Origin of the sequence: Nitratiruptor sp. YY08-10, assembly GCF_016629565.1 — a bacterium.
Lineage (GTDB): Bacteria > Campylobacterota > Campylobacteria > Campylobacterales > Nitratiruptoraceae > Nitratiruptor.
The window spans coordinates 368,060-383,402 of sequence record NZ_AP023057.1 but is presented as its reverse complement, the minus strand read 5'-3'; the positions used below and the strand labels follow the sequence as shown (position 1 = coordinate 383,402).

The 15,343-nt window shown below is 39.7% G+C and carries 13 protein-coding genes; 1 reads left to right on the top strand and 12 read right to left on the bottom strand.

What is annotated here, in order from left to right; all coding sequences use genetic code 11:
* The first annotated feature begins 3 nt into the window (after positions 1-3).
* Positions 4-1,047 carry an AI-2E family transporter gene (locus JG735_RS02255; RefSeq protein WP_201335224.1) on the top strand — a complete coding sequence of 348 codons (1,044 nt, stop codon included), beginning with the start codon at positions 4-6 and terminating at the stop codon, positions 1,045-1,047.
* Here JG735_RS02255 and JG735_RS09840 read toward each other — a convergent pair whose 3' ends face one another.
* The 12 genes from JG735_RS09840 to hemB are packed head-to-tail and all read right to left on the bottom strand — an operon-like array spanning position 1,048 to position 15,319.
* Positions 1,048-1,170 carry a hypothetical protein gene (locus tag JG735_RS09840; protein ID WP_255322336.1) on the bottom strand — a complete coding sequence of 41 codons (123 nt, stop codon included), beginning with the start codon at positions 1,168-1,170 and terminating at the stop codon, positions 1,048-1,050. It abuts the gene before it with no gap.
* The gene (gene lgt / locus JG735_RS02250) at positions 1,167-1,991 is read right to left on the bottom strand and encodes a prolipoprotein diacylglyceryl transferase (protein ID WP_201335223.1); all 825 of its coding nucleotides are present in this window, start codon (positions 1,989-1,991) and stop codon (positions 1,167-1,169) included. The genes JG735_RS09840 and lgt overlap by 4 nt, the downstream gene beginning before the upstream one ends.
* A 37-nt stretch (positions 1,992-2,028) precedes the next feature.
* Positions 2,029-3,531: a methyl-accepting chemotaxis protein gene (locus JG735_RS09890; protein WP_201335222.1), complete on the bottom strand. Its 1,503-nt coding sequence runs from the start codon at positions 3,529-3,531 to the stop codon at positions 2,029-2,031.
* Between the two features lie 9 nt (positions 3,532-3,540).
* Entirely contained in the window at positions 3,541-4,281 is a 741-nt protein-coding gene (locus JG735_RS02240) for a carbonic anhydrase (protein ID WP_201335221.1), read from the bottom strand.
* Positions 4,282-4,326: 45 nt separating this feature from the next.
* Complete coding sequence (locus tag JG735_RS02235) at positions 4,327-5,601, bottom strand: (Fe-S)-binding protein (protein WP_201335220.1); 1,275 nt, start codon at positions 5,599-5,601, stop codon at positions 4,327-4,329.
* A gap of 2 nt (positions 5,602-5,603) precedes the next feature.
* Entirely contained in the window at positions 5,604-8,171 is a 2,568-nt protein-coding gene (locus JG735_RS02230; RefSeq protein WP_201335219.1) for a RecB-like helicase, read from the bottom strand.
* Entirely contained in the window at positions 8,168-10,363 is a 2,196-nt protein-coding gene (locus tag JG735_RS02225; protein ID WP_201335218.1) for a PD-(D/E)XK nuclease family protein, read from the bottom strand. Before JG735_RS02225 ends, JG735_RS02230 begins: the two co-directional genes overlap by 4 nt.
* Positions 10,360-11,727, bottom strand: a complete 1,368-nt coding sequence (gene hemN, locus JG735_RS02220) for an oxygen-independent coproporphyrinogen III oxidase (RefSeq protein ID WP_201335217.1) — start codon at positions 11,725-11,727, stop codon at positions 10,360-10,362. Before hemN ends, JG735_RS02225 begins: the two co-directional genes overlap by 4 nt.
* Positions 11,724-12,221, bottom strand: coding sequence for a DUF2603 domain-containing protein (locus JG735_RS02215; protein ID WP_201335216.1), 498 nt, complete (start codon positions 12,219-12,221; stop codon positions 11,724-11,726). Before JG735_RS02215 ends, hemN begins: the two co-directional genes overlap by 4 nt.
* Before the next feature lie 10 nt (positions 12,222-12,231).
* Entirely contained in the window at positions 12,232-13,395 is a 1,164-nt protein-coding gene (locus JG735_RS02210) for a multiheme c-type cytochrome (RefSeq protein WP_201335215.1), read from the bottom strand.
* The gene (gene argF, locus JG735_RS02205; protein ID WP_201335214.1) at positions 13,380-14,321 is read right to left on the bottom strand and encodes an ornithine carbamoyltransferase; all 942 of its coding nucleotides are present in this window, start codon (positions 14,319-14,321) and stop codon (positions 13,380-13,382) included. Before argF ends, JG735_RS02210 begins: the two co-directional genes overlap by 16 nt.
* Before the next feature lie 32 nt (positions 14,322-14,353).
* Positions 14,354-15,319 carry a porphobilinogen synthase gene (hemB, locus tag JG735_RS02200; protein WP_201335213.1) on the bottom strand — a complete coding sequence of 322 codons (966 nt, stop codon included), beginning with the start codon at positions 15,317-15,319 and terminating at the stop codon, positions 14,354-14,356.
* Positions 15,320-15,343: the final 24 nt, after the last annotated feature.

Here is a 15,343-nt window from a genome sequence, read left to right as displayed (position 1 = left end):
AGTATGAAACCGATCCATTTTTTAGGCGTTCTTTTTCTCATCGTCACCTATTTTGTTTTGAAAGTGTTCTATCCATTTCTCAATACGATGATCATTGCTATCCTGCTGGCACTTGCGTCCTATAAAATGCATAGCTATTTTATGAAAAAACTACCGGGTCAGATTTTACCCGCAATCGCTAGTACGATCGTTCTTGCTTTAATCTTTTTTCTTCCTCTCATCTACATCATTACAAATGCGGCCTCATTCGTCGCAAATATCGATTTTGATCTTTTAAAGCAGACTATCGCTCACACCAAGGATTGGATTGTACAGACACTGCACCACAACGGATGGATCAAAAGTGACTCTTTACAAAGGTATTTTGATCAATTCGATATCCAAAGCATTATCAACTGGATTATACAAAGTGCAACCTTTTTAGGAAAAAAGAGTGCCAACTTTTTCAAAGATATCTTTTTGATTCTTATTTTCTACTTTTTTGCAAACCTCTACGGAAAAGATCTGCTTGTTTATTTTCAAAGTATCATACCTTTTACAAAAGAGGACAGTAAACTGCTTTTTGAAAATCTTGCAGGAGTGATGGGGGTTGTCTTTAACTCTATTATCGCTACTGCAGTTTTGGAAGGCATCCTTTTTGGAATCATTGTCCAAATGTATGGATACAACGGCATAATGCTTGGCATCCTCTACGGCTTTGCTTCGCTTATCCCTGTTGTTGGTGGCCTTATCATGTGGCTGCCTGTTGCATTACATCAATACTTTTTAGATAACACAACCGGCGCTATTGTAATAGCATTGTACTCTATCATTGTTATCTCAGGCATAGCCGATACCATTATCAAACCGATTATCATAAAATATATCGATCAGGTAATGATAGAGGACGAACATGTCCGTATCAATGAGCTGCTCATCTTTTTCTCCATTGTAGCCGGATTGACAAGCTACGGATTTTGGGGAATGATCATAGGACCGGCTGTTATAACGCTTTTTATCAGCATTTTAAAAATTTATCCAAAAATCACTAAGCCAGAAAGGGAGTGACTACTTTTTCAAACCATCTCTCCCTCTTTTCTTGACATATTTGATCACAACATAAGGCATAATGGCCAAAATAATCATAAAAATAAATGTGGCATACAGTCCTATCATATGTGTATCGCTCATGTTACCCTCCCATAGTTGGTGTTCTTCAAATAGATATAGACTATACCGGATAGCACAACCATCATAAGTGAAAGAAGCTGCCCCATTGTCATCCATCCACAACAAATAAATCCAAGCTGAATATCGGGAGCTCTGAAAAACTCGCATAAAAATCGAAATGCTCCATACAATATTCCATACAATGCAATCAACTCACCATCAAAATGCTTCTTTTTTCGATATAAAAATAAGATGATAAATGTTAATAATCCTTCTGTTAAGGCTTCATACAGTTGAGAGGGGTGTCGCAAAGTGCCATCTACATAGATCCCCCATGGCACATGTGTAGCCCGCCCAACGAGCTCTTGATTTAAAAAGTTTCCTATCCGTCCAAAAACATATCCCAAAGGTACAGCAAGTGCAACCAAATCCATCAACTTCCAAAAATCTTTATTATATTTCTTTGCGTACAAATAGGTTGCGATTAAAAAACCGATTATGGCACCGTGATAACTGAAGCCCCTGATCCCTATGAAATGGCCGTTCATAAAAGGATTGAAAATTTGCCATGGATGGGTAAGATAGTAACTTGTATGGGAATCATAAAAGAGTATATAGCCAATTCTGGCTCCCAAAATAACACCAATTTCCGCCCAAATAAAATAGATATCAAGCTCTTCTTTTGTAAATGGCAACTGATCTTTTTTGACGATCCATTGAGCCACCAAAAGTGCTACCAAAAGCGCCAGAACATACATGATCCCATACCAGTGCACGGGGATACCAAATATCGTGAAAGCTATTGGATTAAAATGCTCGTAGATTTGATTCCAGTATGTCATAATTCCCCTTGTTTTTACAAGGGCAATTATATCTTATTTATGAAGCATTTTTTAAGGCAAGCGGTTCGTCTTTTTTCACAACTTCCACATCGATAATTTCCTTATTCAAATAGATTTCATACTCCTGTAAAAGCCTATCAAGCAGTTCGAAAAGCTGTGAAGAGGCATTTTCCAATGCTACAAATTTATTGTATATCTCATCTTTATGCGCAAGAACGTAAGTATCAAAATCGGGCTGTTGAATAGTTTCAATAATCTCTTTTGCAAGCCCATGCAGACTCGTATGAGGTTTTTCGATCTCAAAATAGAGCGGAATCTCTTTATAAATCTCTTTGCCTTCACTGTAATACCATTTTCCAAAATCACAATGTTTCTCATCGACATATGGGTTTTCTACTTTTCCTATAAAAAAGTTGTGATAAATGATTTTATTTTTAAATATAACATGATCCAGCTTAAATTTGGTGATGGTAAGAGTACTTGCGATAGAGTCTGCCAAAATTTTGGATCGTGCAGCATGAGCGGTAAAATCCATAAGTGAATTTTTAAAATGTTCAACAAGACCTGTTGACTCGTTTGCAATGCGTTCCATACTTTTTGCGTTTTCGACACTTTCTCGACTCTCACTTTGAAGAAGTTCGAGTACTTTTCGAACCTCTTCAGTCGATTTTTGGGTTTTTTCAGCCAACTTCCTTACTTCATCAGCGACGACACTAAATCCTTTCCCCAGTTCGCCGGCTCGGGCAGCTTCAATTGCAGCATTGAGGGCCAAAAGATTGGTTTGATCTGCAATATCGTTGATTAGTTTGATAATGTCACCCACATTCTCTGCTTTTTTATTTAACGATTCGGTCATTTTGTTCGATCTGTGAATCAGTAAAAGAAGCTGATCCAGTTTTGCAACAACATTATCAAGAAGTGTATTTACATCTTTCGCTTCATTGGAAATATTGTTGGAGTTGGCAACAATCTCTTTTACCTTTTTGATAGAATGCAACAAATCTTCTTTAATGACATTCAAACCACCTGCTACTCCACCACCCAATTTTCCGATTTTGAAATTAAGCTCTTCTTTTTCAACGATTTTCTCTTTTGACTGAATATTTTCGACAGAATGATTAATAGAAAGTGCTATTTTATTAAATTCTCCGTTGTACCGATTCGGATCAATAGTCGTAAAGCGCTTTTGATCGATATCTTTCAATACCCTGTCTGTGTCACTTAAAAATGTCTCAACCTCTTTCATGAATGCGATGAGATTTTCCCCCATAACTTTTATAACACCAATGTCATTTATAGTAAAGGAGTAATCAAATATGCCATTTTTTGCTTTTTGAATCACATTAGAAAGTACTTTCAACGTTTTTTGGATCTGCAATACACTGACAAATATAATCCATGCACAAATAAAATTGATGATATTGAGTATAAAAATCCAGTCAAACCCCGATTTAAATATTTGTACAGTAACTGTAATAGAAAAAAGAACTATGGAGAGGATATTGGCATACTGGATCTTTTTAAGTATGGATAGATTCATTATGTTTCCTTATTTTAAAATGACTCGCGCTTTCAGAGGTTGTACTGGTCTATTGTTATTATGCATGATTTCGTGCATTTTGGCTATCTGCTCTTTACTCGCTTGCACCGGACGCTTCAATACAATCCATCGTACACCTTCTGTACAAGGAGGTGTCGTAAAAGAACCATCATATCGATAATAATCCAATTTTCTTGGAAAGAAATCTCCAGGATTGAACATCTCTTTTAACATACGCTTTTGACCAACTTCCGGTTGTAAATCATTGAGTATTTTTTGCAAAGCACTGTTTTTTGCTCCCTCTTTGAACATGAGAGCTATAACAAGATACTCTCCGTCTTTACTTTTGTGAACGAAATGCGCCTCCATAGGAAACTGTTTTCCATTGATCTTGTTTTCGCTTGGTGTATGAAAATGAAACTGCTGTAACACAAAGGGTTTTCCATCTATAACCACCTCGTTTTTCCCCAAAGTAGTTACTTTGATCGTATGGCCATTGTAGACAACCTCTTTTGCGATTCCTGCGTATGTAATTTTGAGGCTTGGGAGTTTCGCATCAACAAAGCGGTTCATGTCGATGGGAGATTGATTGACACCCAGAGCGCACATTCGAAACTTTGGATCTATCTCACCCCAATGCTGTGGTCCTTCTTGTCCCGAATAGCTCCAATGATTGGCATGATGTCCTTCTCCTGTCACTCCCGCAAATACCCATGCACATAAAGCAGTTACAATTACAAGTTTTTTCATTCCTTTCCTTTGTATATTTATTGAACAATTGTAATGTAATAAAAATTAAGACTCTTTTAAAGCTTTTGCAATCAGCTCTATCGGATTTTTAAAGATTGCATTGACACCATTTTGATACAGAGAATTGCTTATCTGTACACGACATGCGCTGCACTCTGCTGAAACGATCTTCGCTCCGCTTTGTTCGATCATAGCAGCTTTTGGCTTGCCCGCAGCCTGGGCAAGATGAAATTTTTCTGTTTGTATCGTAACGCCACCAAATCCGCAACATCTGTTTGGGTCTTCCATCTCCACAAGCTGAAACGATTTTCCAAGAAGCTCTCTCGGCTCTTTCCAGATCCCTTGCACCTTTCTGGCATGACATGCATCATGATAGGTCACAACTTCATCAAATTTTCTCCCCTTTTGCTCCAACATTACTGTGAGATCCGTATGGTTGGCTAGCCACTGGGTTGCCATAAAAATCTTTTCATTCACTTTTTTGGCTCTTTTCGCCCACTCCTGCATTCCGCGATTGGTAAAAAAGACCTCCCAGTCGTGCTTGATCATAGCACTGCAGGTGGCCTCTGGTATGATGATCGCTTCCACTTCGTCGATAAATGTTTCAAAATATTCGATATTCTTTTTTGTAAGATACTCAACCGTATCAAAATCACCGGTAAAGTAGGCAGGAGCTCCGCAGCAAAGCTGCTTTTTGGGAATAAATATCTCGTAATCAAGCCTTTTTAAAATCTCCACCAGTCCATCGCCAATCTCTGTATAGTTGTAGTTAGCAAGGCATCCTATAAAAATAGCCACTTTGCTTTTGCCATTTTTGTTCATTCGGGTGGGGTATTTATTGAGAAAGCTTTTACTTTTCATAGATGGAAGGAGTCTATCTTTTTTGATCATCGGCAGATCAAATTTTGGAAGAAGCCCTCTTCCTTTCGGTTCATTTTGCAGAGCACAGCTTTTAAAAACATACCCCAATTTACTAAAAAGATCCATCGCCCATCTGTTTCGAAGCAGCCAAAAAAACGCCCTTTTATACCAGGCGATTCCATATTTTTGTGCGATATCGTGTCGAACCTCCTCAATGATCATATCCGTCGGCAAAGAGTTTGGACACACATCCACGCAGTTGGTACATAAAAAGCAGCTTTCAAAAATATCTTTTGCCGTTTTGTCCAGCTCAATCTCACCCTTTTGATAATCTCCAAGTAGTTCAATAAATCCTCTCGGACTTGTCACCTCATCCGGATTCACCTGGTGAATCGTACATGTGGGAATACATTTTCCACATTTGATACAAGCATTACTGATTGATGTAAACTCAAACACACTCAAACCTTTTTTAGAGATAGTTCGTCGATATACAGAAGATATCCTTCGGCTTTTTTTCCTGTTATCTTCTCTACGGACTCTTTGTAAAATTGAACTTGTTTTATGTATCCGCTCTCATCATGCGGTCTTGTACTCTTATAATCGATGATGACATAGCGATCATCCTCTTGTATAAGCAGGTCAATTATACCAAGCTTATCACCGCTCACAAATGGAATCTCTTTGTAGTAAAGAGGTTTAAATCTCTTTTCAATCAACGTTTGAACCTTTTTGACTTCCTCTTGCATATGTTCCAAATCGCTTAAAAGCGCAAATCTGCTTTTGGCATATGCAAAACCGATTTCCAAAGCTTGGTGATAGGCTTCCCCTTTGTAAATTGCCGCAAAATCGTTCGGTTTGTACTCCTGCTCTTCGATAATCTCTTGTTTGCCATAGTTTCTCAATTTCCATGTAAAAGGTATGACAGAATCTTCTTGCCCACTTTTTTGAACAATGATACTGCCTCTTTTTGTCTCTTGTAAAAATCCGTATCGTTTTGAGTCCGGATTTTTCAAAACGATTAAAGAGTTCCTTGCCCGTGTCAATGCCACATATGCGACATTGCGAAGCTCCCGCCGCTCTTTACGTTCCTCTTTTTCAAGCAGTTGCTGATATTCTGGGTCAAAATGCTCTCTTCCCTTTTGTCTCAAAACGAGTCTGCGTAACGCAATCCCTTCATAGTCAAAGATGATGTTCTCTTTTCGTGTTCGATCCTTTCCAAGTCGGTCTAAAACGATTGTATGCTCAAACGCAAGCCCTTTGGATTTATGGACCGTTAAGACTTCTATTCCTTGGCTTATGCTTTTGACTTCAATATCGCATTGATCAATTTCGTTAACGAACTCATCGATATCTTTATAGTTGAGTGCATGTTCCAAAAGGTCCACAACCGAATCATCCCACAACCCATAACGATCGGCTATCTTTCGAATCAGTTGAACCGGCTTTTGTTCTTTGAAGACTTCGAGCTCTTGAGAAGTGACACTTTGAAAATTGAAAAGATGAATCTTTTGGCGTGTATAGAGATACTTGATTGCTTCTATAATCGCTTTTGCATGGGGTTGATGAATAAGGAGTTTAGAGCTGCTCGTAGTTGCCTTTAGGCCCAGCTCTTCTTGCAGAAAATCGGCCACTTGGAAAATATCGCTGTTTGTGGGGACAAGAATTGCTATTTGATGCTCTTGCACACCCGCTTCCAGGAGCATCTGTACTTTTTCCTTTAACATTTCAAGCAAAGAGTCACTCGCTATGACTTCCACATAGCCACCCTTTTCGTGGCTTTTTTGCTTCAGATCAAACATCTCGTTGACATATTCAACGATATTCGAACGCGAGCGGTAATTGACATCCAGTTCTTCGATTTGCATACCATAACGGTTCGCCACCCAGTCGAAAAGCTCCGCCTGCCCTCCTCGAAATCCGTAAATAGCCTGTTTCACATCACCAACATAAAAAAAACTGCGATTCTCCCTGGCCCCAGCTCCACTGGCTATCTCATCGACTAAGGGCTCAAATATTTTCCAGTCTTCTACTGAGGTATCCTGAAATTCATCGAAAAGAATATGCGATATTTTGCTATCGAGTCTGAAATAGAGAAAATCTTTTTCGATGGAGTACTGTAACAAATCATAGATAAAATGCTTGATATCGGTAAAATCTAATCCATTTTTTTGGATAATGAGATTTTTTCTTTGGGTTTTAAACTGTCGATAATACTCAAGCAGCGTTTGTAAAAATTTCGCCTCTTTGTAATCATAATATGCTTTCAGCTCCTTTTTTAGCTGCACAAAGATCTCTTGGATCTCTTTAGAAGCAGGAACTCCTGGAATCTTAAACTCCTCTTTCGTGAGCCATGCTCTTAACCCGCCGCTTTTTGTAAACAGAAACTCCTCTACTTTTGCTACCGGCTGAAAATCTCGTTTTTTCGCTTCTGTGCCAACATTATGAATATGCTCTACTATTTTGTGATACAAGGTGAGTACTGCTTGCGTATTATCCTGGATAGGAAACTGTATATGGGGGAGCTCCTTATCTTTTTCGTAGAGCGTATCAAAAAAAGCGCCTATTCCACTGTGCCCAAACCACTTGGCAAAGTTGGTGAACGCTCGGAACTCTTTGTCCTCCAATGTATTGATGAAAGATTCGAAAACTTCGATTTTTTCGATGGTAAAATCGGGAGAAAGGCCGGCAAAAAAAGCAAATTTACGCAGGATTTTTTGCACAAAAGCATCGATGGTCACGATGTTCAATCGGCTGGCAAGAAATTTTTGAATAACTCTTTGTCGTTCATTCGCGATTGATTTTGCATCTTTGTCTATAATCGAAGCTATTTTTTGCAACTTCTCATCATCCAAACCGAACAAAAAATCCACCACACGCTCTCTCATCTCATTGGCGGCTTTATTGGTAAAGGTAATTGCCAAAACATCGTAAGGATTGGCCCCTTCAAAAAGCCTTGCAAGATAAAATAGCGCCAAACTGTATGTTTTTCCAGTCCCAGCACTTGCTTTGAGAGCAAGAAGATTCATACAAGTCCCTTACAGCCAAATTTATATGGGCAATATTTACAATACTCCGTATCTTCACACTTTTTCGTCACCCCTTCAAGGCTATCAATCGCTCTTTCAATCTGCTCTTTTGCTTGAGAGGTATCCACATACTCAAGCTCCACATTATGCAAATCCCAAAAATAGACCTCATCGGTCTGCCAGATATACGCATAAAATTCGGCTTGCAGTTTCGCCTCATCCTTCTCATAGGTTTTTAGGTAGCTGCCTGTTTTACTGGTTTTATAATCGTAGATAAAGACTTTATCCCCTCTTTTGACCACTCTATCGGCTCTTGCTTCGATGATGTAATCCCCAAATGCTCTTCCATGATTTTTTTCTACAAGGACCTCTCCATTCAAAAGAGCAAAATCTCTTTGAGCAAACTTTCGAAGTTTCTCTTCCCACTCCACACGGAGTCGATACTCATCGTATCGTGAAACTGTTTGTATTACATTCTTTATAATCTTTTCAAAATAGTCTTGAGCACTTTTAGGCTTTGCAAGGATTGCTCGATTGATCGATTCATGAATATCAAATCCCAAAACACGCTCTTTTGGCACCGTGATCTGCTCAATAGAACGAAGATAGTAACGCAAAGGGCATCGAAGTAGTATTTCAAGCGTTGTAGGAGTCAAGACCTTTGGAAGTTCAAACGTTGTATTGATCTCAAACACGCCCGCTTTTTGCGTTTTTGTATAGAGCACATTTTCATACCGTTTTGCATTCTCTTGTTGCTTTTGAAAAGGAAGTTCGTAAAAAAATCGGCTGACATCGCGCTCTTCATTTTTCACAAATCCCAGTGCAACTCTTTTTGCATGTTGCATAAGCTGGTAGTAGTAGTGTTTTTGTAAAGACTCTTTGTCTCTCATCGTAGGGAGCCCTACACTTTTACGCAGGCTGCTATCCAAAAAAAGATCTTCCGTACCGATTTTCGGTACCACCTCTTCATTGAAATCTACAATGATCACACCATCATACTGACATCCTCTGCTTTCGAGCATTTCCATAACCGTCACTTTGCCACCGCGGATATCATCAAAGCTGAGCTCTTTGAGTCTCTCCAATAGCAGCTTTACCATATCTTTCGTATTGATTTCAATATTTTCAATCAGCCTTCCAAAAAGATAGAGACTCTCTTCAATCACTCTTTTTTCGCGATCACTTGCTGTAGTTTGGATAAAAGTCTCAAGCTTTTGCCAAGAATCAATCTTTTGAAAAGTTTCAATCTCCTCTTCATTTAATTTCGTTCCATACTTCTCTTCTTCCAAATAACAGTACCGATACAAAGCTTCCAGTTTTCTATAAAGCGCTGAATAGATAAAGGAGTCTCCCATGCTGAAGTTGAGATTGTCCAAACGATCAAAGGCTTCTAAATATTCTTTGAAATCTTTTTGGGGCAAAATCACAGCAATATTTTGCGGATCGATTCCAGATCGAACAAACTCCTCTATCTTGGCAAAGACAAAATTTGCCTGTTCTACTCTTTTAGAAAAGCCGCACACCTCAAGTGTCGGCTCACCTCTATCTTCTTGTATGGTTTGAATATTGCCTTTTTGATCGATTGTATAGAGACCTTGCTTTTGAATACCAAACATCTTATCGGCAAGAGTTTTGTTGAAAGGAGTCACTTCCAGTTCTATAGTAACGGGAGTTCGGATAGAGCGAATGATCTCTTTGTCAAACCGACTTAAATAGCCGGAAAGATAGATCGTAATCGCTTCAAACTGATCAAAGTATGCATTGTTAATTGTAAAATCTTCTAAAGTGATTAGATCGACAAGTCCCTGTGCATTCAGTAACTTTTTATAATTGTCGTAAATTGCTTGAATAATGGCAATATGCTCCGGATAGGATGCGTAGATATCGTACTGAGCGATTTTTTTTAAATCTACGTTTTCAAGATAAACCTCTTTCAAAAAAGAGTAGATCAGATCAGCCTCATGCACAAACCGTTCAAAATTTTTCTCAATGCCCAATTTCTCCAATGGAACATTTTTGCATGCTTTGTAAAAGTAATGCAGCCTCAGCTCTTTTGGGATAAATACCTTATCGGTCAAAATCGCTCTATCGAGAAACTCTTGAATGGTTAGAAGTTTCGGCAAAAGAGTGTCACAATGAGCAGCAGCGTAATTTCGCAACTGCTTTTTTGTAGTAAAAACAAGAAGTCTCATACCGTTTTACTAAAGACCTTTTTACCCTCTTTATGCTTTTTCATATAGGCATCAAAAGGCATAGCGATGTTTCGGATAAGCAAAGTCCCCGTCGGACTCACTTCTATCGCATCCTCACGTACTGTCACAAGGCCTTCTGATTCGAACTCTTTGAGCTCTTGTAAAGCGTCTTGAAAATAGTCTTTGAAATCGATGCCGAACTCTTTTTCGATTCTTGGAATATCGAGTTTGAAATTGGCCATCAGTTCCATAATGACCGCTTTTCGCACCTTGTCATCAAAACTGAGCTCCACTCCTCGATGAAAAGGAAGTTTTCCTTCATCGATCGCAGCTTCGTACTGTTGCATCTCTTTGAAATTTTGGGCGTAGTAGTCCTCGCCTTCACCAATACTTGTCAGTCCGATGCCTATAAGATCAGCACCTCCTTTTGTGGTATAGCCTTGAAAGTTTCTATGCAGTTCCCCTTTTTCGATCGCTTTAAAAAGCTCATCATCCGGTTTCGCAAAATGATCCATCCCGATCATTTTGTACCCGTTGGAAGTAAAAAAATCGATGGTGTATTTGAGAATCTGCAGCTTTACATCTGGTGTAGGAAGTGTGGTCTCGTCGATCTTTCGCATTGTTTTTTTGAGCCAAGGTACATGGGCATAGTTGAAAACGGCCAGTCTATCGGGATCAAGTTGCAGCGTCATATCCAGCGTCTTTTTGAAACTCTCAAGCGTTTGGAAAGGAAGTCCGTAGATAAGATCGATATTGACGCTTTGCATACCATATTTCCTGGCAAGTTCCACCGCCTTTTGAGTCACTTCAAAACTTTGGATTCTGTGTACTGCTTGCTGAACCTGTTCATTGAAATCCTGTACGCCAAAACTGACCCGATTGAAACCGCCCTCACTCAAAACCTGCATATGCTCTTCACTCAGAAATCTGGGGTCGATTTCACAGCTCACTTCTGCTTCACTGCTCCAATTGCCAAATACATCTTTAATAGAAGTAATGATTCTTTGCAGCTGTTCGGGTGAAAAAAATGTAGGCGTACCACCTCCAAAATGGAGCTGAATCACTTCTCTGTCTGGATTGATATGCGTTTGTATAATATCCAGCTCTTTTTGCAAATAGGAAATGTATCGCTCTTTTTTATCCTCTTTGGAAGTAAAAACAACATTACATCCGCAAAAGTAGCAAGCACTCCTGCAAAAGGGAAGGTGAAAATAAAGAGATAGAGGCGTCTCATCTTTTTGAGCATGAAGCTTTTCGATATATCTTTCATACGAAAAATCTTCGCTAAATTCGATTGCGGTAGGATAACTTGTATATCTCGGACCCGGTTTTGAGTATTTGACAAACTTTTCAAAATCGATCATTGGTGGCCTTGTGGAGGAAATTGCAAATCTTTGAGCTGCATAAAAAGATTTGGATGATGTTTTTTGATATCTTTCACAAGCTTTTTAATATCGATATCAAGCAAATTTTTATTTTTACTCTCGGCGAGCCTTTTTTGGATCTCACTCATGGCAACAACCCAGACATCGTTAAAATCGATGGGAAGATTTTCCAGAATCGCTTTTTCCAGTTTGAGATTGAAATTTTCATATTTTGCTTCATTTAAAGAGCGAATCAGATGTAGAATCGATTCAAGTGTAGAAAGAACATGCACCTTCTCTTCATTATCGATGACAAACCAGGGCGCTTTGTTCTCCCAGCTCCCCTGAACAAGTTCGAGAGTCTTTTTGTTTGGATCATCCGTATCTTCCAAACGAACAATCGTCACGCCTTGGGGATTTTCAATCCCAAGCTCTTTTGCAAGGTTGTTGATCTTTGTCATCAACGCTTTGCCACTGCTTTTTTCTATATTCACATCTCCTCCATTATATCTTGAGTTTCAAATTGGCGATAGGATAGTTTTTATGAAAAATAGGATCTTTCACTTTCAATTTTTTTTCAAGATCGTCATTGATCAATCGGTAATAGATTTTGATCAAAATCTCCTGCGAATGGTTCGAAGGGATATCAAACGTAACAACTCTGTCTTCGTTTGGCAAGATTCTATTGTCAAATACTTTTTTCTTACCCAGATACGGAACCGTTATCCTCCCTTTTCTGTCGTGATACTCTGTTTTAATCATCTTTTTTTTCAGAGTATTGCCAAAGTGGGCCTCAATGACGATCATTCTTCCCGCAAAACCTGTCGGAACACGGTGGGGTGTTCTATTGATCAAATGGATTGTTAGCTGTCCATTGCTTACAGAAGCTTTGACATCAAGAGCTTTTTGTAAAATATCGCCGTTTCTCGCACCCATAAAAAGATGGTCACGTACAGCTCTGATCTTCGGCAATGATCCGTTGACTACGATATTTGCCAAGCGACGCTCTCTTTTTTCGCTCATATGACACTCGACACACTGTTTTGTCGAACCTGAGTGTTCATACTCCATTCCCGTTTCATAGACCAGTTTATGGTATTTGTTGCGGCCATTGTAGTGGCACACAAAACAGAGCTTGTTGGGGTGAAGGAAATGATCTGCTTGCATTGTTTTATGATATGGTGATTTTGCATCAGCAAACGGTCCCACCATCGTATCATTCGGTCCCCACACGATACTTTTATATCCTCGTTTGTCAGGATCGTGGCTCTCTTTGATCTCTTTGATATTGTGACAGACGATACAGTTGATTCCATCTTTCACATAGGCTGCATTGATCGCTTCGTCTGTTTTTTTATCACCGATTCCAACCGCTCTGGAGATGATTTCATCCTCACTCATTCTTTTCACATCCATTCGAGGATTGTGGCACTGTGCACATTTGATCTCTATCGCTTCCAATGGACGATGCAGTTTTTTGGACATATACTGCAACGTTGCTTTGTAAAGCGGGTCTTTTGAGTAGTGTGATCGTGAGTGCCAAGAGGTTTTCCATTTGTCCACTACCCATTTATGGCAGCCTATACAGTTATTGGCAACCATATATCTCTTACTGATATTGGCGGCAAAAAGAGGAAAGGCAAGTAAAACAATCAAAAAATATCGCACGATTCACCCCTTTTTCTATCAAGCCAAACCATGATTCCCTTTTGGGCGTGGAGTCTGTTTTCAGCCTCATCGAAAATCTCATCGGCGTGTGCTTCAAATACCTCCTCAGAGACTTCATATCCCCTGTATGCTGGCAAACAGTGTAAAAATATGGCATCCTCTTTTGCCAAGGACATAAGCGCTGTATCGACTTGAAATCCTTTAAAATCTTTAACTCTTTTCTCTTTTTCCTCTTCCTGGCCCATGCTTATCCATGTATCTGTCGTTACTACATCGGAATCTTTGACCGCCGCTTTCGGATCGTGCATAAGCTCGATCGTCGCACCGCTCTCTTTAGCAAAACGCTGTGCTTCTTCTACAATATTTGGATCCGGCTCATACCCTTTGGGCGTGGCTATGCGGAGGGTAAATCCAAGTTTACCGGCCAACATGAGCCAGGAGTGGGCCATATTGTTTCCATCGCCCACATAAGCAACAACAGGATTATCCGCTTTTCCATATTCTATCATCGTCAAATAATCGGCCATCAACTGAACTGGATGGTACTCGTTTGTCAGACCGTTAATGACAGGAACTTGACTAAAAGCGGCAAACTCTTCCAGTTTGCTTTGTTCATAGGTTCGTATCATCACCATATCGCACATGCGACTTACCACACGAGCCGTATCTTTCATAGGCTCACCACGACCAAGCTGGATATCGTTTTTACTCAAAAAAAGCCCGATTCCGCCAAGTTGATATATTCCAACTTCAAAACTGACTCTCGTTCGAGTTGAACTTTTTTCAAAAATCATCGCTAATGTTTTGTTTTCCAAATAGGGCACAAACTCTCTTCGCTTAGTCTCGGCTTTGATCGAACGGGCCAGTTCGATCATCTCCAAAATCTCTTCTTTTGTAAAATCTTTCAGTGTTAAAAAGTGTCTCAAGACCTGTCCTTGCCGGGAAATTAAAAAAATAATTATAGCAGTTTTGCTGCCTCTTTCGCATGGTAGGTGATGATAATATCTGCACCTGCGCGTTTAAAACCAAGAAGCGTCTCCATCATCACCTTTTCATAATCAATTACTCCTGCTCGAGCAGCCATCTTCAGCATCGAATACTCCCCGCTAACATTATAAACAGCCAGCGGAAGCATCGAAGCCTCCCTGATATCCCGAACAATATCCAGATATGCTAACGCAGGTTTTACCATCAAAATATCTGCACCTTCTGTCTCATCCTCTATGCTTTCCAAAATCGCTTCGCGCCTGTTTGCAGGATTCATCTGATAGCTTCTTCTATCCCCAAAACTTGGAGCAGACTCTGCCACATCACGAAACGGTCCGTAGTAGGCACTGGCAAACTTTGTCGAATAGCTCATAATAGGAATATGACTGAATCCCGCTGCATCAAGTCCGGCTCTAATAGCGGCAATCATTCCATCCATCATTCCGCTTGGCGCGATCATATCGCTGCCTGCTTTTGCATGAACTACCGCTTGTTTCGCTAACAACTCAAGAGTTGCATCATTGTCCACTGTTTGCAGTTTTGGATCGAGTACTCCACAATGACCATGATCGGTATATTCGCAAAAACAAAGATCTGTCACAACAAACATGTCAGGATGTGCTTCTTTAATCGCTTTGATAGCACGCGCAATGATTCCTGACTCACAAAGTGCTTCACTTCCTACACTGTCTTTGACATCAGGAATACCAAACAAAATAATTGCATAGAGCCTAAGTTTTTTCAGCTCTTCACACTCTTTTACCACTTCATCAATACTCATTTGGTAGACTCCGGGCATCGAGTCCACCTCTTTTTTGATCCCTTCTCCACTTCGAACAAATAACGGATAGATAAAATCATTTGCACTCAATCTCGTCTCTTGCACAAGGTTTCTCAATACAGGATTGAGCCTGAGTCTTCGAAAACGTTTAAACATGGAAAGCCTTTTGATATAATTTGA

Coding starts and splice junctions, on each gene's coding strand:
- JG735_RS02255 (WP_201335224.1), top strand. CDS start 4: ATGAAACCGATCCATTTTTTAGGCGTTCTTTTTCTCATCGTCACCTAT.
- JG735_RS09840 (WP_255322336.1), bottom strand. CDS start 1,170: ATGAGCGATACACATATGATAGGACTGTATGCCACATTTATTTTTATG.
- lgt (WP_201335223.1), bottom strand. CDS start 1,991: ATGACATACTGGAATCAAATCTACGAGCATTTTAATCCAATAGCTTTC.
- JG735_RS09890 (WP_201335222.1), bottom strand. CDS start 3,531: ATGAATCTATCCATACTTAAAAAGATCCAGTATGCCAATATCCTCTCC.
- JG735_RS02240 (WP_201335221.1), bottom strand. CDS start 4,281: ATGAAAAAACTTGTAATTGTAACTGCTTTATGTGCATGGGTATTTGCG.
- JG735_RS02230 (WP_201335219.1), bottom strand. CDS start 8,171: ATGAATCTTCTTGCTCTCAAAGCAAGTGCTGGGACTGGAAAAACATAC.
- JG735_RS02225 (WP_201335218.1), bottom strand. CDS start 10,363: ATGAGACTTCTTGTTTTTACTACAAAAAAGCAGTTGCGAAATTACGCT.
- hemN (WP_201335217.1), bottom strand. CDS start 11,727: ATGATCGATTTTGAAAAGTTTGTCAAATACTCAAAACCGGGTCCGAGA.
- hemB (WP_201335213.1), bottom strand. CDS start 15,319: ATGTTTAAACGTTTTCGAAGACTCAGGCTCAATCCTGTATTGAGAAAC.